This window comes from Pseudomonas sp., from assembly GCF_035512415.1.
Classification (GTDB): Bacteria; Pseudomonadota; Gammaproteobacteria; order Pseudomonadales; family Pseudomonadaceae; genus Aquipseudomonas.
Window position 1 is genome coordinate 437,211 of sequence record NZ_DATKDZ010000013.1, and the last position, 25,519, is coordinate 462,729.

The following is a 25,519-nucleotide window of genomic DNA, read 5'->3' on the forward strand; positions in this document are numbered from 1 at the left end:
CGACTGTCGAGGCCTGTGGCCTAGAACAGATCGATGGGGTCTACATCCAGCGACCAGCGCACCGCGCGGCCACTGGGCATCTGCTCCAGGGCCAGCACCCAGCTGTTGAGCAGGCGATGCAGCGGCGCGCGGGCGTTGGCTTGCACCAGCAGCTGGGCGCGGTAGCGTCCGGCGCGGCGCTCCATGGGGGCGGGCACGGGGCCGAGCAGTTCGATGCCGCTGAGTTTCAGCTCGGTCAACAACAGCTCGGCTTCCGTGCAGGCGTCGTCGAGAAAACCTTCGGCCTGCCCTGGTTTATGCGCTTCGGCGCGCAGTAGGGCGAGGTGGCAGAACGGCGGCAGGCCGGCGCCGCGACGTTCACTCAGGGCCTGTTCGGCGAAGGCGAAGTAGCCCTGCTCGGTCAGCTGCACCAATAACGGATGGTCGGCCAGGTGGCTCTGAATAATCACCTTGCCCGGCTCTTCCGCCCGTCCGGCCCGTCCGGCGACCTGCACAATCAGCTGGGCCATGCGCTCGCTGGCGCGAAAGTCCGCAGAGAACAGCCCGCCATCGGCATCGAGAATCGCCACCAGGGTGACGCGGGGGAAGTGATGGCCCTTGGCGAGCATCTGCGTGCCGACCAAGATGCACGGCTCGCCGCGCTGCACGGTATTGAACAGAGTGGTCATGGCTTCCTTGCGCGAGGTGCTGTCGCGGTCGACGCGCAATACCGGCACGTCGGGGAAGAGAATCTCCAGGCGTTCTTCGGCGCGTTCGGTGCCGGCACCGACCGGGCGCAGGTCGACGTTGTTACATTTCGGGCAGTTGCTCGGCTGGCGCTCGACGTGGCCGCAATGGTGGCAGCGCAGCTCGCGCGAGCGCTGGTGCACGGTCATTCGCGCGTCACAACGCGGGCACTCGGATAACCAGCCGCAGTCGTGACACAGCAGGGTCGGGGCAAAGCCGCGGCGGTTGAGGAACACCAGCACCTGCTGGCCAGCTTGCAGGGTTTGGGCGATGGCTTGCTGCATGGGCCCGGAGATGCCGGAATCCAGCGGTCGGCTTTTTACATCCAGGCGCAGAAAGCGCGGTTGCTTGGCCCCGCCGGCCCGCTCGCGCAGGTGCAGCAGGGCGTAGCGGCCGTTGTGGGCGTTGTGCAGGCTTTCCAGCGAGGGCGTGGCAGAACCGAGGACAATCGGAATGTTGTCCTGATGCGCGCGCACCACCGCGAGGTCACGGGCGTGGTAGCGCAGGCCTTCCTGCTGTTTATAGGAGGCGTCGTGCTCTTCGTCGATGATGATCAGCCCCGGCCGCTGCATGGGGGTGAACAGCGCCGAACGGGTGCCGATGATGATGTCTGCTTCGCCGTCTCGCGCCGCCAGCCAGGCGTCCAGACGCTCGCGGTCATTCACCGCCGAGTGCAGCAGGGCGATGCGCGCGTTGAAGCGTTGCTCGAAGCGCGCCAGAGTTTGCGGGCCGAGGTTGATCTCCGGGATCAGCACCAGGGCCTGCTTACCGGCCTCCAGGGTTTCGCGGATCAGCTGTAGGTAGACCTCGGTCTTGCCGCTGCCGGTCACCCCGGCCAGGAGAAAAGCGTTGAAGCTGCCGAGACCTGAGCGGATCGCTTCGCTGGCCGCGCGCTGTTCGGGATTTAGCGGCAGTTCCGGCTGGGCTAGCCAGTTGGCATGGCGCTCGCTGGGTGCATGACGGCGGACGTCAACCTGGACCAGACCCTTTTCCAGCAGCAGATCGAGGCTGTCCTTGTTCAGCAGCAGTTTGCTCAGCAGTGCATGGGCGACGCCGTGGGGATGTTGGGCGAGGGTGCGCAGGGCGTCGCGCTGGCGCGGTGCGCGGCTCAGGCGTGGATCATCCAGCTGCGCGCCTTCAGTGACTGACCAGAAGCGCTGCTGGCGCACTTCCGCCGGCTCGCCCTGGCGCAACAGCACCGGCAGCGCCCAGCTCAGGGTGTCGCCGAGGCTGTGCTGGTAATACTGCGCGGTCCACAGACACAGCTTGAACAGCGCGGGCGGCAGCGGCGATTGGGCGTCGAGCAGTTGCAGGGCGGGCTTGAGTTTGTCCGCCGGGACTTCGCTGTGCTCGGTTACCTCGATCAGGATGCCAATCATCTCGCGCCGGCCAAACGGCACACGCAGCCGTGCGCCAGGCTGCAGAGCGCTGCGCGGCACACCGGGCGGGGCACGGTAGTCGAACAGGCGGCGCAGCGGCGAGGGCAAAGCGAGGCGCAGAATGACGTCGGGCACGCAAAGGCTCCAGCTGGAAGGGCGCGATCTTAACACGCAGCCAGTCGACGGCCGGCCTTGCGTCGCTGCGGTGCTCTGGTATTATCGCCGGCCTAATTCCGTGCGGTACCTGACAATAGTGTCTGGTGGCGGCACGACAGCCCTGAGGAATCACCATGAAAGCCGATATCCACCCGAACTATGTAGCCATCACCGCCACCTGCAGCTGTGGCAACGTGATCGAAACTCGCTCCACCCTGGGCAAAGCTCTGAGCCTGGACGTGTGCAACGAGTGCCACCCGTTCTACACCGGCAAGCAGAAAATGCTGGATACCGGCGGCCGTGTTGATCGCTTCAAGCAGCGTTTCGGCATGTTCGGCGCCAAGCAGTAAGCTTGCGCGCAGCGTCGGAGACCCTCATGGGTTACCCCGCGCTACTGAAAAAGGCGTCCCTAGTGGGCGCCTTTTTCGTTTTCGGCGTTTATTCAGGTGTCGCGCTGGCGTTCTGCCCGGCCCCCGGCAAATTGCCCAGTGCCAAGGTGCAGCGGGTGGTGGATGGCGACACCTTGCGTCTGGTCGATGGACGCAATGTGCGCTTGATCGGCTTGAATAGCCCGGAAATGGGCCGCCAAGGCCGCTCTGCCGAGCCTTTCGCCGAGGCCGCCCGCAAGCGCTTGCAGGTCCTGGTAGCGGCCAGCGATGGACGCATCTCGTTGCAGTACGGCCAGCAGGCCAAGGATCACTACGGGCGCACCCTGGCGCATGCCTATGACAGCCGTGGGCGTAACCTGGAAGCGCAGTTGCTGGCCGAGGGCCTAGGCTATCTGGTGGCTGTCGCGCCTAATCTGGCGCTGGTGCAGTGTCAGCAAGCCGCCGAGCGCAGTGCGCGGCAGGCGCGTGCCGGGCTCTGGCAGCGTTCGCCGGTGCAAACACCCAAACAGTTGAACAGTGGCGGCTTTGCCCTGGTGCAGGGCCTGGTCGAGCGTGTTGAGCGCAATGGCGGCGGGCTGTGGCTGGAAATGGGCGATTCGCTGGTGCTGCATATCGCTCCGCGTGCGTTGGGCAGTTTTGACCTGCGTGCTGTCCAAGGGCTTGAAGGTCGCAAGGTCGAGGCCCGCGGTTGGGTGATCGATCGTTCCAAGCGGGGCGGTTTGCGCACGGGACAGGCGCGCTGGATGCTGCCGTTGACCGATAAGGCCATGTTGGAGGTGTTGCCATGACCCTGCGCGTACTGACGTTGTTCGTCCTGCTGATGCAGCTGGCCGGCTGTGCGGTCAATCCGGCCACTGGCCGCAGCAATTTCGTGATGATGAGCGAGCAGCAGGAGCTCGACCTCGGCCGCCGCTACAACCAGCAGATACTCAAGCAGAGCCCACGTTACGCCGACGAGAAGCTGCAGGCCTATGTGCAGCAGGTCGGTGAGCGGGTGGCGAAGAGTAGCCACCGCAACCAGCTGGCCTATCAGTTCACCGTGGTCGACAGCCCGGATATCAACGCCTTTGCCTTGCCGGGTGGTTATATCTATATCCACCGTGGACTGCTGGCCTACCTCAGTTCGGAAGCTGAGCTGGCTGCCGTACTCGCTCACGAAGTGGGCCACGTTACCGCGCGGCACAGCGTGCAGCAGCAAAGCCAGTCCACCGCTTGGGGCTTGCTGGGCCAGGCCGTGGCGATTGGCACCGGCGTGGGTGCAGCCGCCGATGTCACCGGTGTGCTGGGCAGCGCTTTTGTCCGTGGCTATGGCCGCGACATGGAGCTGGAGGCCGACGGCTTGGGCGCGCAGTATCTGGCCCGCAGCGGCTATGACCCGCAGGCGATGATCGAAGTGGTCAAGGTGCTGAAGAATCAGGAAGTTTTCAGCCGCGATCAGGCCGCCAAGCGTGGTCAGGCGCAACCTACCGGCGGTTACCACGGGCTATTCGATACCCATCCGGATAACGACCGGCGTTTGCAGCAGGTGCTGGGCCCGGCGCGGGCCTTGGCCACCGGCCAGCAGGAGGTTAATCGCGAGGCTTTTCTCAAGCGTCTGGAGGGCTTGCCCTTTGGTGACTCTGCCGAAACCGGCGTGCGCCGTGGTCAGCGGTTCTACCATGCTGACCTGAACTTTACCCTGGCGTTTCCCAAGGGTTGGAGCCTGCTCAATCGCCCTGATGCGCTGATCGGTCACACCGCCGATCAGCAGGCGTTTATTGCCATGAGCCTGGAAGATAACCCGCAGAAACTGACGCCGGCTGAGTTGCTGCGCCAGCGTGTCGGCGGTCAGCGCCTGGTGGCCGGGGCCGAGTTGCAGCAGGCGGGCCTCAAGGGCTACAGCGCAGTGATTCCCGGCAATGCCGCCAAGCGCGTGGCGGTTATCCAGCATGGCCCGCGGGTTTACCTGTTTGTCGGTGCGGTGCGTGGTCGGGTTTCGCTGGAAAGCCAGGACGAGCAGTTTCTAAGCGTGATCAAAAGCTTTCGGCCGATGACTCGGGACGAGCGCCTGCAGGCGCAGCCGCTGCGTCTACATAGGGTCAAGGTCAGGCCGGGGCAGACTATCGAGGCGCTGGCCAAGGGCAGCAAGCTGCCTGGTGACGCCCTGGCGACCCTGCGGTTGCTGAATAATCTCTATCCTGATGGCGAGCCCAGGCCGGGAGATTGGCTTAAAGTCGTACGTTAAGTCGCTGGACATCGGCTGACTTGTCAGTCTTGTGCAGCTGTATGCAACTTGCGTATCCTCGGCCGCCTGCCTGTTCAACAGCCCAAAGCGGAAATGCCAACATGTCTGATTTGAAAACAGCCGCTCTCGAATATCACGCCAAACCCCGTCCGGGTAAGCTGAGTGTCGAGCTAACCAAACCCACCGCCACTGCCCGCGACCTGTCGCTGGCGTACAGCCCGGGTGTCGCTGAGCCTGTGCGTGAAATCGCGCGTGATCCGGAGCTGGCGTACCGCTACACCGGGAAGGGCAACCTGGTGGCAGTTATTTCCGACGGCACCGCGATTCTGGGTCTTGGCGACCTCGGTCCGCTGGCCTCCAAGCCGGTAATGGAAGGCAAGGGCGTGCTGTTCAAGCGCTTTGCCGGTATCGACGTATTCGACATCGAAGTCGAGTCCGAGAGCCCGCAGGCCTTTATCGACACCGTACGTCGCATCTCCATCACCTTCGGTGGTATCAACCTGGAAGACATCAAGGCACCCGAGTGCTTTGAAATCGAACGCACGCTGATCGAACAGTGCGACATTCCAGTGTTCCATGATGACCAGCACGGCACCGCGATCGTCACCGCCGCCGGCATGCTCAACGCCCTGGAAATCGCCGGCAAGTCCCTGCCGGAAGCCAAGATCGTCTGTCTGGGTGCCGGTGCTGCCGCCATCTCCTGCATGAAGCTGCTGGTGAGCATGGGCGCGAAGGTCGAAAACATCTTTATGATCGATCGCAAGGGCGTAATTCACGCCGGCCGTGACGATCTGAACCAGTACAAGGCGGTATTCGCCAGCGAAACCGACAAGCGCACCCTGTCCGATGCACTGGATGGCGCTGACGTATTCGTCGGCCTGTCGGGCGCAAACCTGCTGGCACCGGAAGACCTCAAGCGCATGGCGTCGACCCCGATCGTGTTCGCCTGCTCCAACCCGGATCCGGAAATCAAGCCGGAACTGGCGCACGCAGTGCGTGATGACGTGATCATGGCCACCGGTCGTTCGGACTACCCGAACCAGGTCAACAACGTACTGGGCTTCCCGTTTATCTTCCGCGGCGCCCTGGACGTTCGCGCCACTCGCATCAACGAAGAAATGAAGATCGCCGCTGCCCTGGCGCTGCGTGACCTGGCCAAGCTGCCGGTACCGCAGGAAGTCTGCGACGCTTACGGCGGCATCGCCCTGTCGTTCGGCCGCGAGTACATCATTCCGAAGCCGATGGACCCACGCCTGATCACCGTCGTCTGCGACGCGGTGGCCAAGGCCGCCATCGAAAGCGGTGTGGCGACTCTGCCGTATCCGAAGCACTACCCGCTGCAATCGGTGGATGACGTGTTCAACGGCTAAGCCGACACGCAATAAGAAACCCGCTTCGGCGGGTTTTTTATTGCATGTCGGTATTGGGGCGGCACTTGCGTATGAGGGCTCTGTTGCCGCAGAGGGTGTCGTGGATATCAGGAGGTCTCGCCTACCCATGGACGAGGTGCATGGGTAGGCGGGTGGATAGGCTAGAAAAGATCGAAGGGTGCCGCTTCGTCAGCGGGTAACGGGCTGCCGGGAATGCCCAGGCCCATCTCGAGCTCACCCATGGAAGGCGGCGAGTCTTCGCTCTTGAACAGCTCGTAGTAGGCATCCTGCGTCCCCGGGCTGGCAATGCGGCCGCTGTGCGGGTCGATGCGCAGGGTCAGCATGCCCTCGGGTTCCGCTGGCAGGTGGCTGGGTTTGTCTTTCAGCGCCGCCGCCATGTAGTTCATCCAGATGGGCAGGGCCACGGTGCCGCCATACTCGTTGCGGCCAAGGCTCTCGGGCTGGTCGAAACCGGCCCAGACAGTGGTGATGTAGTCGGCGTTGTAGCCCGAGAACCAGCTGTCTTTGGATTCGTTGGTGGTACCGGTCTTGCCGGCCAGGTCGTCGCGGCCGAGCGCCATGGCGCGGCGTCCGGTGCCGCGCTTGATCACGTCCTGCAGCATGCTGGTCATGATATAGGCGGTGCGCTCGTCGATGATCCGTTCGGCGATGATGGGCTCGGCCTGGTCGGCGAGTTGCAGCCCGTTGGCCTCCAAGGCGTGCTTCTCAGCGCTATCGGGGGTTTGTGCCGGGTTGGCGACAAACAAGAGCTGCCCGGCGCGATCTTCTATGCGCTCGATCAGATAGGGCTCGGTTTTATAGCCGCCGCTGGCGAAAACGCTCCAGCCTTCGGCGATTTCCATGGGCGTCAGGCTCGCCGTACCCAGGGCCAGGGAGAGGTTCGGCGGGAGGTCCTTCTTCTCGAAACCGAAGCGTTCGATATAGCGCAGGGTGCTGTTGATGCCGAGGTCCTGCAGCAGACGGATGGAAACCAGGTTGCGGGACTTGTACAACGCTTCCCGCAGGCGGATTGGGCCGAGGAAGGTGTTGTTGTCATTCTTCGGGCGCCATACCTGTGCCAGGGCGTCGTCGGCAAAGACGATGGGGGCGTCGTTGACCAAGGTGGCGGCGGTATAGCCTTTATCCAGTGCGGCGCTGTAGACGAACGGTTTGAAGCTGGAGCCGGGCTGACGTTTGGCTTGGGCGGCGCGGTTGTAGTTGCTCTGCTCGAAGGAGAAGCCGCCCACCAGTGCGCGAATGGCCCCGTCCTGTGGGTCGAGGGACACCAATGCGCTTTGTGCGGCGGGCAGCTGCACAAAGCGCAGGCTGTTGTCGTCCTGGCGTTGCACGCGAATCAGGTCGCCTACCTGCACCACGTCTCCCGGACGCTGGGGGCGAGGGCCGATGCTGTTGGTATGGAGGAACGGGCGCGCCCATTTCATGCTGTCCCAGGCCACTGCCGTTTCCTCGCCCGTGCGGATCAGGACGAGGATGCCGCTGTTCTCGACCGCGGTCACAATTGCAGGTTCGAGGCCGCCCAGAGGGCTGAGCTTGTTCAGGGTAATCAGCCAGTTTTCCCGGGTCATGTCGGGCAGGCGCTTCTCCGGTCCGCGATAGCCATGGCGTTGATCGTAGTCGATCAGTCCTTCGCGAACGGCGCGGTTGGCGGCCTGCTGCAGGTCGCTGGGGACGGTGGTGGTGACGTTGAAACCTTCGGTGTAGGCATCGCTGCCATAGCGGCCGACCATTTCGGCTCGGGCCATTTCCGCCACGTAGGGCGCATCCAGTTCGGGGCGGGGGACGTGGTAGCTGACATTGATCGGTTCGGCCAGCGCTTCTTCATAGCGCTGTTGGTCGATGCGGCCGAGGCTATACATGCGCCCGAGAATCCAGTCGCGTCGCTCCATGGCACGAGACGGATTGATCAGGGGGTTGAAGCGCGACGGGGCTTTGGGCAGGCCGGCAATCATGGCCATTTGCGCGAGGCTGATCTCGCGAATGGGTTTGCCGTAATAGACGTGGGACGCTGCTTCGATGCCGTAAGCGCGGTTGCCCAGATAGATCTTGTTGACGTAGAGCTCGAGGATTTCGTTCTTGCTCAGCTCTCGCTCGATTTGCAGGGCAAGGAGGATTTCAGTGATCTTGCGCGAGAAGCTACGCTCACTGGTGAGGAAGAAGTTCTTCGCCACCTGCATGGTGATGGTACTGCCGCCAGTCTGGATCTGGCCGCTTTTTAGAATTTGCGTTGCAGCGCGCATCAGGCTGGTCAGGTCAACGCCATAATGATTGGCAAAATTATCGTCTTCGGCCGCCAGCAAGGCGTTGATGAAATCCTCGGGGATATCGGCGAAAGCGATAGGGGAACGGCGCATTTCGCCGAATTCGGCGATCAGCTTGGCGTCACTGCTGTAGACCCGCAGAGGAATCTGCAGCTGGATGCTGCGTAAAGATTCGACGGATGGAAGGCTGGGGCTAAGATAAAGAAACGCGCCACTGAAACTGAGTAGCAGGCCACAAAAAGCAGCGAGGCCGGACCAGCAGAAAAATCGCACAAGACGCATCAAGATTTTCGGATTTCCAGATAAAAGAACGAGTTAAGCGAAACTCAAGGTTAAAAGAGAAAAACTGATCACATTATAAGCGGTTTTTTTGCTGGGTAGCCATTTGCGCTTCTGTCAAGACTGTTATTTAATGTGAAAAAACATAAATAGTCCGTAAGTCGCGGATGCCAATAGGAAATCGGTCGTGCTAGGGCTCTTCAATAAGAAAGCGAATACGCTACTCGGGATCGATATCAGTTCGACCTCCGTCAAGCTCCTCGAATTGAGTCGCTCAGGAAGCCGCTACAAAGTAGAGGCTTACGCTGTCGAGCCGCTCCCGCCCAATGCTGTGGTCGAGAAAAACATCGCCGAGCTCGAAGGTGTCGGACAGGCCCTTTCACGCGTCCTGGCGAAAGCCAAAAGCGGCGTGAAAACGGTTGCTGTAGCCGTCGCCGGTTCTGCGGTGATTACCAAGACCATCGAGATGGAGGCCGGGCTTTCCGACGACGAGTTGGAGAACCAGCTGACGATCGAAGCCGACCAATATATTCCCTACCCGCTCGAAGAAGTGGCGATCGACTTCGAAGTGCAGGGGCCTTCCCCGCGCAATGCTGATCGCGTCGAGGTGCTGCTGGCGGCATGTCGCAAGGAGAACGTCGAGGTGCGCGAAGCCGCCTTGGCGTTGGCCGGGCTGACAGCCAAGGTGGTTGACGTCGAGGCCTATGCCTTGGAGCGTGCCTATGGCTTGCTCGTGGAGCAGATGGGCGGTGGCCGCGACGAACTGACCGTAGCCGTGGTCGATATTGGCGCGACCATGACCACTCTCAGCGTTCTGCACAATGGACGGACCATCTACACCCGTGAGCAACTGTTTGGGGGCAAGCAGCTTACCGAAGAGATTCAGCGTCGCTATGGCCTGTCTGTGGAAGAAGCCGGTCTTGCAAAAAAACAAGGCGGCCTTCCAGATGACTACGACAGCGAAGTTTTGCAACCGTTCAAAGAGGCTGTAGTCCAGCAGGTCGCGCGTTCCCTGCAGTTCTTCTTTGCCGCGGGCCAGTTCAATGATGTCGATTACATCCTGCTCGCCGGCGGTACGGCTTCTATTCCCGACCTCGATCGCCTTATCCAGCAAAAGATTGGCACGCAGACCCTGGTAGCCAATCCCTTTGCCGATATGGCGCTGAGCGGCAAAGTCAATGCGGGGGCCCTGGCCAGTGATGCGCCGGCATTGATGATCGCCTGTGGTCTGGCAATGAGGAGTTTCGACTAATGGCGCGGATTAACCTTCTCCCATGGCGCGAGCAACTGCGTGAAGAGCGCAAGCAGCGTTTCCTGGTCACGCTGGCCGGCGTTCTGGTGGTTGCTGCCGGTGTGGTCTTCCTTGGTGACCAGTATCTGAGCGGTGCAATTGAGCGGCAAGATGCTCGCAATGAATTTGTGCGCAAGGAAATTGCCGTCTTGGATGCACGCATCAAGGAAATTAGCGAGCTGAAGACGCGTCGTGAGCAGCTTTTGGAGCGGATGAAGATTATTCAGGATCTCCAGGGCAACAGACCCATTATTGGGCGAGTTTTCGATCAACTGGTCCGCACTCTTCCCGATGGCGTTTATTTCAGTGCCGTCAAAATGACGGCTAAAAATATCGCCATCGTCGGTGCGGCAGAGTCGAATAATCGAGTTTCCAACTTGATGCGCAATCTTGATTCTTCGGAGTGGCTTACCCAGCCTAATCTGACCGAAGTCAAGTCGGTTACGGCCGGCGCTGTAGATCAGGCCAACGTCTTCAAGCTGAGTGTGCAGCAAACGCAGCCGGCGCTTGAAACGCAGGAGGTCAAGTAATGAGCCTGAATGATTCGTTGGAAAGCCTGCGTCAAATAAACTTGAGCGATCTGGACTTTAATAACGTCGGCTCGTGGCCTGCGGCAATAAAATTTATCGCCAGTTTGCTTCTGCTGATAGTCGTTCTGGCGCTGGGCTATAACTTTCATCTGAAGGATTTACAGGCAGAGTTCGAGCTTAAGCAGGGTGAGGAAGCCTCGCTAAAGAGCCAGTTTTCGACTAAAGCCTTTCAAGCGGCAAATCTCGAGGCATATAAGGAGCAGATGGCGGAAATGGAAGTTTCCTTTGGTTCCATGCTCAAGCAGTTGCCTAGCGATACTGAGGTGCCAGGGCTGCTGGAAGATATAACCCGGACCGGGTTGGGGAGTGGCCTGGAGTTCGAGGAGATCAAGTTACTGCCAGAGGCAACTCAGCAGTTTTATATTGAATTACCCATTCAAATTAAGGTGGTTGGTAGCTATCACGACCTGGCGACATTTGTCAGTGGCGTGGCGAGTCTACCCCGTATTGTGACGCTGCATGATTTTGAGTTGTTGCCATCCAGTTCGGATAGCAGTTCGACCTTGCGCATGAGTATCTTGGCCAAGACTTATCGCTACAATGATAAGGGGCTGCAAAAATGAAGTTCTCGAATTCGTTGTTCTTCTGTGCCGCGCTGGGTTTGAGTGGCTGTGGTGCAAATCATGATTTTTCCGATCTTCAGGCTTATATGGACGAGGTGCGTGCGCGCCCCAAGGGCTCCATTGAGCCGCTACCAAAATTTCAGCCTTATGAGAGTTTCACCTATTCCGCTGCGTCAATGCGTAACCCTTTCCAGCCGCCTATCAAGATTGATATGACCAAGCGGGAAAAGGGCTCGCAGAACATTAAGCCAGACGAGTCGCGGACCAAGCAGTTTCTCGAAGATTTCAATATAGAAGCGTTTCAAATGGTCGGCACGCTCGCAAATGACGGTGGTGTATTTGCGTTGGTCAGTGGTGCCGGCGGTGTCCATCGGGTCAAGGTGGGTGACTACTTGGGGCGCAATCATGGACGCATTCTGGCCATTGATGAGTCGAAAATCGATGTAGTTGAAATCGTTCCAGATGGTGAAGGTGGCTGGCTGGAACGGCCGCGCAGCCTCTCCCTTAAGGAGCGCTCTTAATAAGAGCGGAGTGAATATGAAGAAAAATAACCGGTCTGCCCAACGGAACCTGATAATGAACAGCTCCCTTTCGCGTTTAGGTCTTTCCCTGTTGGCTGGGTTGTTGTCGCCATCGCTCTTGGCTGCAGATCTGCAGAAGCTTGATGTTGCGGCGCTGCCTGGCGATAAGGTCGAGTTGAAGTTGACCTTCGATGAGCCGGTGTTGGCCCCGCGTGGCTATACCATCGAACAGCCTGCACGTATTGCTCTGGATCTGCCGGGCGTTTCCAACAAGCTGGGTGCGAAGAATCGAGAGCTGGGCGTGGGCAATGCACGAAGCGTTACAGTGGTTGAGGCCAAGGATCGTACTCGGCTGATTATCAACTTGACCAATCTGGCACCCTACAACACCCGTGTTGAAGGTAACCATCTTTATGTGGTTGTAGGTGAGGGCGCTCGCACGGCGACGGCTGCCGTGCAGTCTACCCCGGTCGCCACTGCTGCGCCGGCCAAGGTTTATGCACCGCAAGGGCGGGCTATCAGCAATATTGATTTCCAGCGTGGCGATCAGGGCGAGGGTAATGTGGTTATTACCTTGTCGGATGCTTCGGTGAGCCCTGATATTCAGGATCAGGGCGGCAAGATTCGTCTGGACTTTGCCAGGACCCAGCTTCCCGAGTCCCTGCGCGTACGTCTGGATGTGAAGGATTTTGCCACGCCGGTACAGTTTGTCAGCGCCAGCGGGTCGGCCGACAAGGCTAGTATCGTAATCGAGCCTACGGGCCTTTATGACTACCTGGCCTATCAGACCGATAACAAACTTACCCTGAGCATCAAGCCCTTGACTCAGGACGATGTAGAGTCCAGAAAAGCCGAACGTTTTGCCTACACCGGTGAGAAGCTCTCGCTGAACTTCCAGGATATTGATGTTCGTTCGGTGTTGCAGTTGATTGCCGACTTTACCGACTTGAACCTGGTGGCCAGCGATACGGTTGCCGGCAATATCACCCTGCGTTTGCAGAATGTGCCTTGGGATCAGGCCCTGGATTTGGTCCTGAAAACCAAGGGGCTGGATAAGCGCAAGATCGGCAACGTGTTGCTGGTTGCGCCGGCTGATGAAATTGCTGCGCGTGAGCGGCAGGAGTTGGAGTCGCAGAAGCAGATTGCCGAGCTTGCTCCGCTGCGCCGCGAACTGATTCAGGTCAATTATGCCAAGGCCTCCGATATGGCCAAGTTATTCCAGTCGGTCACCAGCGCCGAAGGCGCTGGTGATGACCGCGGCTCAATAACTGTCGATGACCGGACCAATAGCATTATTGCCTACCAGACTCAGGAGCGTCTTGACGAGCTGCGTCGTATTGTTGCGCAGCTCGACATTCCTGTGCGTCAGGTGATGGTAGAGGCGCGCATTGTTGAGGCGAATGTTGATTTCGACAAGTCGCTAGGTGTTGAATGGCGTGGTGTAAGCCTCGGTGATAATAATTTCGTTGTGGGCGGAACCAATAGCCTGATCAAGGGAACCGACCCCCTTGAAATTCAGGCGGGTAATTTTGTTGATCTAGGGGCAATTGGTGCGAATACTGGCCTGAACCTAGGCTTTATTACCAACAATACCCTGCTCGATCTTGAGCTGTCCGCGATGGAAAAGACCGGGAATGGCGAGGTGATTTCGCAGCCCAAGGTTGTTACCTCGGATAAAGAGACTGCAAAAATCCTTAAGGGGGCTGAGATCCCTTATCAGGAGGCGAGTTCCAGTGGTGCCACAAGTACGTCCTTCAAGCAGGCGGCTCTGTCTTTGGAGGTGACGCCACAGATCACGCCGGACAACCGTATCATCATGGAGGTCAAGGTAACCAAGGACGCCCCCGACTTTACTAACGCGGCGGCTAGCGGCGGTGTACCAGCGATCAGTAAGAACGAAGTTAATGCCAAGGTGCTTGTGGCTGATGGCGAAACTATCGTAATTGGCGGTGTGTTCTCCAACACTCAGAGCAAGTCGGTAGACAAGGTCCCCTTCCTTGGTGATATCCCCTACTTGGGTGCTTTGTTCCGACGTGATCTGGTTAAAGACAGCAAGTCCGAGTTGCTGATTTTCCTCACCCCACGCATCATGAACAATCAAGCCGTTGCGGTGAGCCGTTGATTAAGTGCGTAATTTGATTCTCGTTGGCCCGATGGGTGCTGGTAAAAGCACCATCGGGCGTTTGCTTGCCAAAGAATTGCGGTTGCCGTTCAAGGACTCGGATAAGGAGATCGAGCAGCGCACGGGTGCGGATATTCCCTGGATCTTCGATGTCGAGGGTGAGCAGGGTTTCCGTGATCGTGAGCAGGCTGTGATCGCCGAGTTGTGTGAGGTGGACGGCATGGTGCTGGCCACCGGGGGCGGTGCGGTGATGCGTGGAGAGAATCGTGCGGCGCTGCGTGGCGGCGGTCGTGTGGTGTATTTGCATGCGTCGGTCGAGCAGCAGGTTGATCGTACGTCGCGTGATCGCAATCGACCTTTGTTGCGCTCGCCGAATCCTGGAAAAGTGCTGGCCGACCTGTTGGCTATTCGTGATCCCCTGTATCGCGAAATCGCGGATGTGGTAGTGGAAACCGATGAGCGCCCACCCCGTATGGTCGTTCAAGAGATACTGGAGCGCATCGAAGCGCTTCCTCCCCGTTAAAGCGTAGGCTGAACTGCGCTATCCTAGGGCCCTTTGCAATCTGGGGGCTTTATGCAAACTCTTCATGTCGAGCTCGGTGAGCGCACCTACCCCATTTATATCGGGAGCGACTTGCTGCGCCATACGGATTTGTTGGCGGCGCATATCGTGGGCCGGCAGGTAGCCATTGTCACTAATGAAACGATTGCCCCTCTTTATCTGCCAGCTCTGCAGCAGGCGCTGGCGGGCTATAGCGTGACTTCTGTTGTCTTGCCGGACGGCGAGGCCTTCAAAACCTGGGAAACCCTTCAGTTGGTGTTCGACGGCTTGCTGGGCGCGCGGCATGATCGGCGCACGACCATCGTCGCCCTGGGTGGTGGTGTGATCGGTGATATGGCCGGCTTTGCCGCGGCTTGCTACCAGCGCGGCGTCAATTTTATTCAGGTGCCTACCACCTTGTTGTCGCAGGTCGATTCATCGGTAGGCGGCAAGACCGGGATCAATCATCCGCTGGGCAAGAATATGGTGGGTGCGTTTTACCAGCCGCAAGCAGTGTTGATTGATACCGCTACGCTGGCTACTTTGCCTGCGCGTGAGTTGTCTGCAGGCTTGGCGGAAGTGATCAAGTACGGTTTGATCTGCGATGAGCCATTTCTGTCCTGGCTGGAAGAGCATATGACGGCATTGCGCGGCCTCGATCAGGAGGCGTTGACAGCTGCTATTGCCCGTTCCTGTGCAGCCAAGGCGCAGGTAGTCGCTGCCGATGAGCGTGAGTCGGGCGTGCGTGCCACCTTGAACCTTGGGCATACCTTTGGTCACGCCATCGAGACCCATCAAGGCTATGGCGCATGGTTGCATGGCGAGGCCGTGGCGGCCGGAACCGTAATGGCGCTGGATATGTCCGAGCGGCTGGGCTGGATTTCCGCCGCCGAGCGTGATCGCGGCGTACGTTTGTTTATGGCGGCCGGGCTGCCGGTGGTTCCGCCGCTGGAAATGACCCCGGAAGATTTTATGGAGCATATGGCCGTCGACAAGAAAGTGCTGGATGGCCAGCTGCGTCTGGTTTTGTTGCGAGGCTTGGGGGCGGCGGTTGTCACCGCCGAATTTGCCCCTGAGGTGTTGAATGCCACGTTGCGCGCAGATTATGCGGCGCAACTGGATCGGCTTAAAAATTAATGAGTGCACCATGACCAGTTTGCATGCTGACGAGGCGTTTCTCGATCATTACCACTTCACTCACGATCCTTTTGCTGCGCGAGTGCCGGGTTTCAAGTTCTATCCTGCACAGCGCAAGCCTGTTCTCGGGCAGTTGCATCACCTGGCGCGTTACAGCCAGTTGCTGCTGGTGGTCAGCGGTCCCGCGGGCGGCGGTAAAACCCTGCTGCGTCAGGCGCTGGTGGCCAGTACCAATAAGCAGTCGGTGCAGAGTGTTGTAGTTTCCGCCAAGGGTGCGTCCGATCCTGCCAGTATTCTGCGGTTGCTCGCCCAGGGCTTGCAGGTGCAGCGTGGCGACCTGCCTTCGGTTTTGGCTCAGGTCGGTCAGTTGGCACTTACCGGACAGGAAGTCTATGTCCTGGTCGATGATGCGCAAGACCTCAGCGATGCTGCGCTGAGCAGTCTGCTGAGTCTGGCGGCGGGCAATGCGGAAGGTCGTCCCCATGTGTTTCTGTTTGCCGAGTCGGGGATTCTCTCGCGTCTCGAGCAGTTGGCGGGCGGCGAAGAGTGCTTTCATGTCATCGAGTTGCAGCCCTACAGCGAAGACGAGACGCGCGAGTACTTGGCGCTGAGGCTGGATGGGGCCGGGCAGGGCATCGAAATTCTCACGGATGAACAGGTTGCCACTATCCATGAGCTGTCCGGCGGCTGGCCTGGAGCGATTAACCAGGTGGCGCACGAGACCCTGATCGAAGCCATGCTGGCGGATCGTCGGAGTGCTGGCCGCAAAGGCTTCGCCTGGAACTTGCCGAAAAAACATGTTTTGGCCTTGCTGGTCGTGAGTCTCGGGGTGCTGGCAGCCTGGATGATGCAAGGGCGCGAGTCGGGTGAGGATAATGTGCCGGTTATCGCGCAACTGCCGCTTGATCAGGCGGCAACTCCTGCACCGGCACCCGGGGCGGTGGTGCCCGATAAAGCTGAGCTGTCCATTCAGTTCGAAGGGGCCAACCAGCCGATGCCTTTACCTCTGGTGGGTGAAGCTCAGCCGGTTATTCGTCAGCCCCTGGCCCAGGCGGCTGGCCTGAGCAGTGCGGAGGAGAGTGATGGCGCTGGTGGCGAAGGTGCCGTCGACCTGCCGACCGCTCCTGCGCCTATCGCTCCCATTACGCCAGCACCGGCGGTCGTTGCCCCACCCGTGGTGGTTCCCGCGCCTGTTAAACCGGTACCTGCTCCGGTACAAACACCTGCACCTGCACCTGCACCCGCCAAGCCTGCTACCCCTGTGGCCGCGGCGCAGCCTGCGGCTGTGAGTGGTTGGTACGCTACGCAGGCCGGTTCGCGCTTTACCCTGCAGATATTGGGTTCGCGCTCGGAGAGTGGTGCGCAGGCCTTTGTTCGCGAGCATGGGGCCGAGTATCGTTATTTCCGTAAGCAGCATCAGGGGCAGCCGCTCTACGTGGTGACCTACGGCAGCTTTGCGACCCGTGATGAGGCGCAGGCGGCGTTGCGTACCTTGCCAGCCAAGGTGCAGGCCGGCAAACCATGGCCGCGTAACTTTGCCGGTATTCAGCAGGAAATTGCTCAGGCGCGCTAGCCGTCCCTGTCGTTCTGACCGATTGGTCGTTAACACGACCTTTCGGTCTGTTCCTTCGTTTTAGCGACATAAGCTTTCACTGCTTCGTCACTTAGATTTGTGACGGTCTGGGTGGGTATGTACAATGACCACCCTTTCGCCTGCGCAAAGCTGGGGCTTAGTCCTGCGCGCATGGTAAGTGGTTGAATTAGAAAGTAATTGCCTTGTAATAGGCCGTCTGGTGAGAGTCCCTATGAAAGCAGGTTTGTACCGTCCTGATGAGTTCAAGGATAACTGCGGCTTCGGCCTTATCGCCCATATGCAGGGTGAGGCTAGCCATCACCTGCTGCAGACCGCGATTGAAGCCCTGACATGCATGACCCACCGTGGCGGGATCAACGCCGACGGTAAAACCGGTGACGGTTGCGGTCTGCTGATCCAGAAGCCTGATGCTTTCCTGCGGGCCATGGCCCAACAGCACTTTGCCGTCGAACTGCCCAAGCAGTACGCCGTGGGCATGGTGTTCTTCAACCAGGACCCGGCTAAAGCCGAAGCTGCCCGCGAAAACATGAATCGCGAGATTCTCGCCGCCGGCCTGAGCCTGGTCGGCTGGCGCAAGGTGCCAATCGACACCAGCGTGCTCGGCCGCCTCGCACTTGAGCGTCTGCCGCAGATCGAGCAGGTGTTTATCGGCGGCGAAGGCCTGTCCGATCAGGAATTTGCGATCAAGCTGTTCAGCGCCCGTCGTCGTTCCTCGGTGGCCAACGCCGCCGATAGCGATCACTACATCTGCAGCTTTTCGCACAAGACCATCATCTACAAAGGCCTGATGATGCCGGCCGACCTGCAGCAGTTCTACCCGGACCTGGGTGACGAGCGCCTGCAGACCGCCATTTGCGTCTTCCACCAGCGCTTCTCCACCAACACCCTGCCGAAGTGGCCTCTGGCTCAGCCATTCCGCTTCCTCGCGCATAACGGTGAAATCAACACCATCACCGGTAACCGCAACTGGGCGCAGGCGCGTCGCCTGAAGTTTGCCAACGACCAGATCTTCGATCTCGAAGAGCTTGGCCCGCTGGTCAACCGCGTGGGTTCCGACTCCTCGAGCATGGATAACATGCTCGAGCTGATGGTCACCGGCGGCATCGACCTGTTCCGTGGCGTGCGCATGCTGATTCCGCCTGCGTGGCAGAACGTCGAAACTATGGACGCCGACCTGCGCGCGTTCTACGAATACAACTCCATGCACATGGAGCCCTGGGATGGTCCGGCCGGTGTGGTCCTTACCGATGGTCGCCATGCCGTGTGCCTGCTCGACCGTAACGGTCTGCGGCCGGCGCGCTGGGTCACCACCAAGAATGGCTATATCACCCTGGCTTCTGAAATCGGCGTGTGGAACTACGCACCCGAGGACGTATTGGCCAAGGGCCGCGTAGGCCCGGGGCAGATTCTGGCGGTGGACACCGAAACCGGGCAGATCCTCGGCAGCGACGATATCGACAACCGTCTGAAGTCGCGCCATCCCTATAAGCAGTGGATGCGCAAGAGTGCCCAGCGCATTCAGGCGACCCTGGAAGACAACGACCACGGTTCGGCGTTCTACGACCAGGACCAGCTCAAGCAGTACATGAAGATGTACCAGGTCACCTTCGAGGAGCGTGACCAGGTGCTGCGTCCGCTGGGCGAACAAGGCCAGGAAGCGGTTGGCTCCATGGGTGACGACACGCCGATGGCGGTGCTCAGCCAGCGCGTGCGCTCGCCGTACGACTACTTCCGTCAGCAGTTCGCCCAGGTCACCAACCCGCCGATCGACCCGCTGCGTGAAGCCATCGTCATGTCGCTGGAGATCTGCCTCGGTGCCGAGCGCAACATCTTCGAAGAGTCGCCCGAGCACGCCGCACGGGTGATTCTCAGCAGCCCGGTGATTTCCCCGGCCAAGTGGCGCGCCCTGATGAACCTGGATCGCCCAGGCTTCGAGCGTCAGCTGATCGACATGAACTACGACGAGTCGATTGGCCTGGAAGCCGCCGTGCGCAATATGGCCGATCAGGCTGAAGAAGCCGTGCGCGCCGGTAAGGTGCTGCTGGTTCTGTCTGACCGTCATATCGCCCCAGGCAAACTGCCGGCCCACGCCTCGCTGGTTACCGGTGCGATTCACCACCGCCTGACCGAAAAAGGTCTGCGTTGCGACTGCAACATCCTGGTCGAGACCGCGACTGCCCGCGATCCGCATCACTATGCGGTGCTGCTCGGTTTTGGCGCGTCGGCGGTTTATCCGTTCCTCGCATACGAAGTGCTGGGCGACCTGATCCGCACCGGCGAAGTGCTGGGCGATCTGTATGAAGTGTTCAAGCACTACCGCAAAGGCATCTCCAAAGGCTTGCTGAAGATCCTGTCGAAGATGGGTATCTCCACCGTTGCCTCCTACCGTGGTGCGCAGCTGTTTGAAGCGGTCGGCCTGGCCGATGACGTCACCGAGCTGTGCTTCCGTGGTGTGGCCAGCCGCATCAAGGGCGCGCGCTTCGTCGATATCGAAGCCGAGCAGAAGCTGCTGGCGCTTGAGGCCTGGAACGCGCGCAAGTCGATCCAGCAAGGTGGCCTGCTCAAGTTCGTCTACGGCGGCGAGTACCACGCCTACAACCCGGATGTGGTCAACACCCTGCAGGCTGCTGTGCAGCAGGGCAGTTACGAGAAATTCAAGGAATACACCACGCTGGTCGACACCCGTCCGGTGTCGATGCTGCGCGACCTGTTGCAACTGAAGCTGGCCGATCAGCCATTGGCGCTGGATCAGGTTGAGCCGCTGGGCGAGATTCTCAAGCGCTTCGACTCCGCCGGGATTTCCCTCGGCGCGTTGTCGCCGGAAGCCCACGAAGCCATCGCCGAGGCGATGAACCGTTTGGGCGCGCGCTCCAACTCCGGTGAGGGCGGTGAAGACCCGGCCCGTTACGGCACCGTGCGCAGCTCGAAGATCAAGCAGGTGGCTACTGGCCGTTTCGGTGTAACCCCGGAATACCTGGTCAATGCCGAAGTGCTGCAGATCAAGGTTGCTCAGGGCGCCAAGCCCGGCGAGGGTGGCCAGCTGCCAGGCGGCAAGGTCAACGGTCTGATCGCCAAACTGCGTTACGCAGTACCGGGCGTGACCTTGATTTCGCCACCGCCGCACCACGATATCTATTCCATCGAAGACCTGGCGCAGCTGATCTATGACCTCAAGCAGGTCAACCCGGCTGCTCTGGTATCGGTCAAGCTGGTGGCGGAAGCCGGTGTCGGCACCATCGCCGCCGGCGTGGCCAAGGCCTATGCCGACCTGATCACCATCTCCGGTTACGACGGTGGTACCGGCGCATCGCCGCTGACCTCGATCAAGTACGCCGGTGCGCCGTGGGAGCTCGGCCTGGCCGAAACCCACCAAACCCTGCGCGGCAACGACCTGCGTGGCAAGGTGCGGGTACAAACCGACGGTGGCCTGAAGACCGGCCTGGACGTGATCAAGGCTGCCATTCTCGGTGCCGAAAGCTTCGGCTTCGGTACTGCGCCGATGATCGCCCTGGGCTGCAAATACCTGCGTATCTGTCACCTGAACAACTGCGCCACCGGCGTGGCTACGCAGAACGACAAGCTGCGCAAGGATCATTTCATCGGCACCGTCGAGATGGTGATGAACTTCTTCACCTACGTCGCCGAAGAGACCCGCGAGTGGCTGGCCAAGCTGGGCGTGCGCAGCCTGGAAGAGCTGATCGGGCGTACCGATCTGCTGGAAATGCTGCCGGGCGAAACCGCCAAGCAGGGTCATCTGGACCTGACGCCGCTGCTCGGCAGCGACCACATTCCGGCCGACAAGCCGCAGTTCTGCCTGGTTGATCGCAACCCGCCGTTCGACGAAGGCCTGCTGGCCGAGAAGATGGTCGAGTTGGCCAAGTCGGCGATCGATGCCGCCAGCGGTGCCGAGTTCGATCTGGACATCTGCAACTGCGACCGTTCCATTGGTGCCCGTGTTTCCGGCGAAATCGCCCGCAAACACGGCAACCAAGGCATGGCCAAGGCACCGATTACCTTCCGCTTCAAGGGTACTGCGGGCCAGAGCTTCGGTGTGTGGAACGCCGGTGGTCTGAACCTGTACCTGGAAGGCGACGCCAACGACTACGTCGGCAAGGGCATGACCGGCGGCAAGCTGGTGATCACCCCGCCGAAAGGCAGCCCGTTCAAGACCCAGGACAGCGCCATTATCGGCAACACCTGCCTGTACGGCGCCACTGGCGGCAAGCTGTTCGCCGCCGGTACCGCGGGCGAGCGTTTCGCCGTGCGTAACTCCGGTGCGCACACCGTGGTTGAAGGCACTGGCGACCATTGCTGCGAATACATGACCGGCGGCTTTGTCTGCGTACTGGGCAAAACCGGCTACAACTTCGGTTCCGGCATGACCGGCGGTTTCGCCTACGTGCTCGATCTGGATAACAGCTTCTACGATCGCGTTAACCACGAGCTGGTGGAAATTCAGCGGATCAACAATGAATCGATGGAGGCTTATCGCAGCCACCTGGAGCGCGTACTCGCCGAGTACGTCCAGGAAACATCGAGTGAGTGGGGCATCAACCTGCTGGAAAACCTGGACGACTACCTGCGCAAGTTCTGGCTGGTCAAACCGAAGGCGGCAAGCCTGAAGTCGTTGCTCTCCAGCACCCGTGCCAACCCGCAATAAGAATGCGCCTGAAGTGGTTTGATGAGGTATTGCAATGACTGAACGTCTGAATAACGACTTCCAGTTCATCGAAGTCGGGCGCAAAGACCCGAAGAAGAAACTGTTGCGTCAGCGTAAGAAAGAGTTCGTCGAGATCTACGACAACTTCAAGCCTGCACAAGCGGCCGACCAGGCGCATCGTTGCCTGGGCTGCGGCAACCCCTATTGCGAATGGAAGTGCCCGGTGCACAACTTCATTCCCAACTGGCTCAAGCTGGTGTCCGAGGGCAATATCCTCGCCGCCGCCGAACTGTCGCACCAGACCAACACCCTGCCGGAAGTCTGCGGCCGCGTGTGTCCGCAGGACCGTCTGTGCGAGGGTGCCTGCACCCTGAATGACGGCTTCGGCGCGGTGACTATCGGCTCGGTGGAGAAGTACATCACCGACACGGCGTTTGCCATGGGCTGGCGTCCGGACATGTCGCGCGTGGTGCCGACTGGCAAACGCGTTGCGGTGATCGGTGCAGGCCCGGCTGGCCTGGGCTGCGCCGACGTACTGGTGCGCAACGGTGTGACCCCGGTGGTGTTCGACAAGAACCCGGAAATCGGCGGCCTGCTGACCTTCGGTATTCCCGAGTTCAAGCTGGAGAAGAGCGTGCTGAGCAATCGCCGCGAAGTCTTCACTGGCATGGGCGTCGAGTTCCGCCTGAACACCGAGATCGGCACAGACATCACCATGCAGCAGCTGCTGGATGAGTACGATGCCGTGTTTATGGGCATGGGCACCTACACCTATATGAAGGGCGGCTTCCCCGGTGAAGACCTGCCGGGTGTCACCGATGCGCTGGATTTCCTGATCGCCAACGTCAACCGCAACCTCGGATTTGAGAAGAACGCGGAAGACTTTATCGACATGAAGGGCAAGCGCATCGTCGTCCTCGGCGGCGGCGACACCGCGATGGACTGCAACCGCACCTCGATCCGCCAGGGTGCCAAGAGCGTGACCTGCGCCTATCGCCGCGACGAAGAAAACATGCCGGGCTCGCGCAAGGAAGTGAAAAACGCCAAGGAAGAAGGGGTGAAATTCCTCTTTAACCGTCAGCCCATCGCCATCGTTGGTGAAGACAAGGTTGAAGGCGTGAAAGTGGTCGAGACCCGTCTCGGCGCACCGGATGCCCGTGGCCGTCGTAGCCCTGAGCCGATTCCTGGCTCCGAGGAAATCATCCCGGCGGAAGCCGTGCTGATTGCCTTCGGTTTCCGCCCAAGCCCGGCTGCCTGGTTCAGCGATTTCGAGATCGAAACCGACAGCCAGGGCCGTGTGGTAGCGCCGGAGCAGAGCCAGTTCAAGCACCAGACCAGCAACCCGAAAATCTTCGCCGGTGGCGATATGGTCCGCGGTTCTGACCTGGTGGTGACGGCGATCTTCGAAGGCAGGAATGCCGCCGAAGGCATCTTGGATTACCTCGGCGTCTGATCTGTCGATGCTGGCGATTGATGGGTGATAACCCATCAATCGCGGTGATGAGTTATCACCCATCCTACCCGCGACAAATTGACCCTATAGACAAAAGGCACGGCACTCGCCGTGCCTTTTGTTTTGCGCTCTGCGAAAATGCCCGCACTTTTTCGCCGACTACTTTTCTCGGGAACTGCCATGACCGCCCTGAAGAACGACCGCATCCTTCGTGCTCTGCTCAAGCAACCTGTCGACGTCACCCCGGTGTGGATGATGCGCCAGGCCGGTCGTTACCTGCCGGAGTACCGCGCCACCCGCGCCAAGGCCGGTGATTTTGTCAAGCTGATGAAGAACCCGGAGCTGGCCTGCGAGGTCACCATCCAGCCGCTGGATCGTTACCCGCAGCTGGACGCGGCGATTCTGTTTTCTGACATCCTGACCATCCCCGATGCCATGGGCCAGGGCCTGTACTTCGAAACTGGTGAGGGCCCGCGCTTCAAGAAGGTCATCAGCAGCATGGCCGATATCGAGGCGCTGCCGATCCCTGATCCAGAGCAGGACCTGGGCTATGTGATGGACGCCGTGCGTACCATTCGCCGCGAACTGAATGGCCGCGTGCCGCTGATCGGCTTCTCCGGCAGCCCTTGGACCCTGGCCACCTATATGGTCGAAGGCGGCTCGTCGAAGGACTTCCGCAAGTCCAAGGCCATGCTTTACGACAACCCGCAGGCCATGCACGCGCTGCTCGATAAGCTGGCGCAGTCGGTCACCGCCTACCTCAACGGGCAGATCAAAGCGGGCGCGCAGGCGGTGCAGATTTTTGACTCCTGGGGCGGTTCGCTGTCGGCGGCGGCTTATCAGGAGTTCTCTCTGGCCTATATGCAGAAGATCGTCGACGGCCTGATCCGCGAACACGACGGCCGCCGCGTGCCGGTAATTCTGTTCACCAAGGGTGGCGGCCTGTGGTTGGAATCCATGGCCGAGACCGGTGCCGAAGCCCTGGGCCTGGACTGGACCTGCGATATCGGCAGCGCTCGCGCCCGGGTCGGCAACAAGGTGGCGCTGCAGGGCAATATGGACCCGAGCGTGCTATACGCCAACCCGGCGGCGATCCGCGCCGAAGTGGGGCGCATCCTCGCTGCCTACGGTCATGGCAGCGGCCAGGTGTTTAACCTCGGCCACGGCATCACCCCGGAAGTCGACCCGGAACACGCTCGGGCCTTCTTCGAAGCGGTACATGAATTGTCTGGGCAGTACCATCAGTAAACTCTGCACAAAATAAAGGCCGCTAATGCGGCCTTTGTTTTGTCCACGTTTCTTAGAGCCTGACCCGGATCTCGCGAGCTAGAGCGAGACAAGGCAAAAATGGCCGAGGAAGCGGAGTTTACTGGTGTAAATGAGCATTCCGAGGCCATTTTTAACGCAGTATCGCCGACGCGCAGCAGATCCGGGGCAGGTTCTCAGGGCTTACGTAAATCGCGCACGGCTTTTACCAGCGCTAGCTGCTCGGCTTCGCTGAGCTTGTCGGCGTAGCCGGGCATGGCACCGGGGCCATCCTGAATGGCTTGGAGGATGTCGCTGTCGCTGTTGTTGTCCTGCCACTTGGCTTTGCTCAGGTTCTGCGCAAAGTACAGCCAGCCGCGCAGGGTGTTAGCGCGGCCGTCTGCGGCGTGGCATTTGGCGCAGTGCTCACGGTACAGCTGCTGGCTATCCCCTTCGGCAAGCGCGGGCAGGCTGCCGAGTAAGCTCAGCGCAGCGAGCAGGCCGAGCAGCGCCGGCTTATTTGGCATTGGCCAGGTTTCCCTTGAGTGCGACGCCCGCCATGATCGCGCCGGCGTGGCATTCGTACTTCTGGCTGTCCTTGTATTCGACATGTTTGTAGTTGCTGGCGATATCCACCACGGCGTTGGCCCCTACAGCCTTGGCGGCTTGCTGCAGGTGGATCAGCGCCGATTGCAGGGCCCAGGAGCAGGCACCTTCGTCGCTCTTGTTGAAGGCGTTGGTCTTCTTGCTGGTGGTTACGCCGGATTTAACCACGCTGACCGCGCCGGCCGGCTTGTTGCCCGCCAGGTAGAACTTCACGCTGCCATCGAGGCGGCCGGCATTCAGGGCTTCCTGCACAACTGCGTCGAATGGCAGAAAGTGGGTGGTGTCGCGGGCCTGGCTGACGGCTGGCAACAGGCTCAGGCAGGCGGCAGCAAGGATCCAGTTCTTGGCTTTCATCGGGTGACTCCTTTCTTGTGAGTTTCTGGTCAGGGTGTTG

19 protein-coding genes are annotated in these 25,519 nt (G+C 60.1%); 15 read left to right on the forward strand and 4 right to left on the reverse strand.

All coding sequences use genetic code 11. The features are described 5' to 3' along the window. Nucleotides 1-20: 20 nt before the first annotated feature. Nucleotides 21-2,240 carry a primosomal protein N' gene (locus VMP31_RS07615; RefSeq protein ID WP_325505675.1) on the reverse strand — a complete coding sequence of 740 codons (2,220 nt, stop codon included), beginning with the start codon at nt 2,238-2,240 and terminating at the stop codon, nt 21-23. 155 nt (nt 2,241-2,395) lie between these two features. On the opposite strand from VMP31_RS07615, the gene rpmE reads away from it, so the two are divergent. From rpmE to VMP31_RS07635, 4 genes are all read left to right on the forward strand, one after another. Beyond that, complete coding sequence (gene rpmE, locus VMP31_RS07620; protein WP_296216777.1) at nt 2,396-2,611, forward strand: 50S ribosomal protein L31; 216 nt, start codon at nt 2,396-2,398, stop codon at nt 2,609-2,611. A 26-nt stretch (nt 2,612-2,637) separates the two neighbouring features. Then, nucleotides 2,638-3,438, forward strand: coding sequence for a thermonuclease family protein (locus VMP31_RS07625; RefSeq protein ID WP_325505678.1), 801 nt, complete (start codon nt 2,638-2,640; stop codon nt 3,436-3,438). Next, nucleotides 3,435-4,874, forward strand: a complete 1,440-nt coding sequence (locus VMP31_RS07630; RefSeq protein WP_414705435.1) for a M48 family metalloprotease — start codon at nt 3,435-3,437, stop codon at nt 4,872-4,874. Before VMP31_RS07625 ends, VMP31_RS07630 begins: the two co-directional genes overlap by 4 nt. Nucleotides 4,875-4,975: 101 nt before the next feature. After that, the gene (locus VMP31_RS07635) at nt 4,976-6,244 is read left to right on the forward strand and encodes a malic enzyme-like NAD(P)-binding protein (protein ID WP_325505680.1); all 1,269 of its coding nucleotides are present in this window, start codon (nt 4,976-4,978) and stop codon (nt 6,242-6,244) included. A gap of 161 nt (nt 6,245-6,405) precedes the next feature. On the opposite strand, the gene VMP31_RS07640 is transcribed toward VMP31_RS07635, so the two are convergent. Then, complete coding sequence (locus tag VMP31_RS07640) at nt 6,406-8,808, reverse strand: penicillin-binding protein 1A (protein WP_325505682.1); 2,403 nt, start codon at nt 8,806-8,808, stop codon at nt 6,406-6,408. A 181-nt stretch (nt 8,809-8,989) separates the two neighbouring features. On the opposite strand from VMP31_RS07640, the gene VMP31_RS07645 reads away from it, so the two are divergent. From VMP31_RS07645 to hemE, 11 genes are all read left to right on the forward strand, one after another. Next, entirely contained in the window at nt 8,990-10,054 is a 1,065-nt protein-coding gene (locus VMP31_RS07645) for a pilus assembly protein PilM (protein ID WP_325505684.1), read from the forward strand. Then, nucleotides 10,054-10,623 carry a PilN domain-containing protein gene (locus VMP31_RS07650; RefSeq protein WP_325505686.1) on the forward strand — a complete coding sequence of 190 codons (570 nt, stop codon included), beginning with the start codon at nt 10,054-10,056 and terminating at the stop codon, nt 10,621-10,623. The genes VMP31_RS07645 and VMP31_RS07650 overlap by 1 nt, the downstream gene beginning before the upstream one ends. Then, nucleotides 10,623-11,246 carry a type 4a pilus biogenesis protein PilO gene (pilO, locus tag VMP31_RS07655; protein ID WP_325505688.1) on the forward strand — a complete coding sequence of 208 codons (624 nt, stop codon included), beginning with the start codon at nt 10,623-10,625 and terminating at the stop codon, nt 11,244-11,246. Before VMP31_RS07650 ends, pilO begins: the two co-directional genes overlap by 1 nt. Then, nucleotides 11,243-11,767, forward strand: a complete 525-nt coding sequence (pilP, locus tag VMP31_RS07660) for a type 4a pilus biogenesis lipoprotein PilP (RefSeq protein WP_325505690.1) — start codon at nt 11,243-11,245, stop codon at nt 11,765-11,767. Before pilO ends, pilP begins: the two co-directional genes overlap by 4 nt. 55 nt (nt 11,768-11,822) lie before the next feature. Beyond that, nucleotides 11,823-13,889, forward strand: coding sequence for a type IV pilus secretin PilQ (gene pilQ / locus VMP31_RS07665; RefSeq protein WP_325505692.1), 2,067 nt, complete (start codon nt 11,823-11,825; stop codon nt 13,887-13,889). A 4-nt stretch (nt 13,890-13,893) separates the two neighbouring features. Then, nucleotides 13,894-14,412, forward strand: a complete 519-nt coding sequence (aroK, locus tag VMP31_RS07670; protein ID WP_325505694.1) for a shikimate kinase AroK — start codon at nt 13,894-13,896, stop codon at nt 14,410-14,412. 51 nt (nt 14,413-14,463) lie between these two features. Beyond that, on the forward strand, nt 14,464-15,567 hold the full coding sequence (gene aroB, locus VMP31_RS07675; RefSeq protein ID WP_325505696.1) for a 3-dehydroquinate synthase: 1,104 nt from the start codon (nt 14,464-14,466) through the stop codon (nt 15,565-15,567). A 10-nt stretch (nt 15,568-15,577) separates the two neighbouring features. Next, nucleotides 15,578-17,140 carry an SPOR domain-containing protein gene (locus tag VMP31_RS07680; protein ID WP_325505698.1) on the forward strand — a complete coding sequence of 521 codons (1,563 nt, stop codon included), beginning with the start codon at nt 15,578-15,580 and terminating at the stop codon, nt 17,138-17,140. A 232-nt stretch (nt 17,141-17,372) separates the two neighbouring features. After that, entirely contained in the window at nt 17,373-21,821 is a 4,449-nt protein-coding gene (gltB, locus tag VMP31_RS07685) for a glutamate synthase large subunit (RefSeq protein WP_325505700.1), read from the forward strand. Nucleotides 21,822-21,855: 34 nt separating this feature from the next. After that, a complete protein-coding gene (locus tag VMP31_RS07690) occupies nt 21,856-23,274 on the forward strand; it encodes an FAD-dependent oxidoreductase (RefSeq protein WP_325505701.1) in 1,419 nt (472 codons plus the stop codon). A 180-nt stretch (nt 23,275-23,454) separates the two neighbouring features. Continuing rightward, a complete protein-coding gene (gene hemE, locus VMP31_RS07695) occupies nt 23,455-24,522 on the forward strand; it encodes a uroporphyrinogen decarboxylase (RefSeq protein ID WP_325505703.1) in 1,068 nt (355 codons plus the stop codon). Nucleotides 24,523-24,716: 194 nt separating this feature from the next. Here the strand turns inward: hemE and VMP31_RS07700 are convergent, their stop codons facing one another. Then, nucleotides 24,717-25,046, reverse strand: a complete 330-nt coding sequence (locus VMP31_RS07700) for a cytochrome c (protein ID WP_325505705.1) — start codon at nt 25,044-25,046, stop codon at nt 24,717-24,719. Continuing rightward, nucleotides 25,036-25,479 (reverse strand): excinuclease, encoded by a 444-nt coding sequence (locus tag VMP31_RS07705; RefSeq protein ID WP_325505707.1) that lies wholly within the window; start codon nt 25,477-25,479, stop codon nt 25,036-25,038. The genes VMP31_RS07700 and VMP31_RS07705 overlap by 11 nt, the downstream gene beginning before the upstream one ends. Nucleotides 25,480-25,519: the final 40 nt, after the last annotated feature.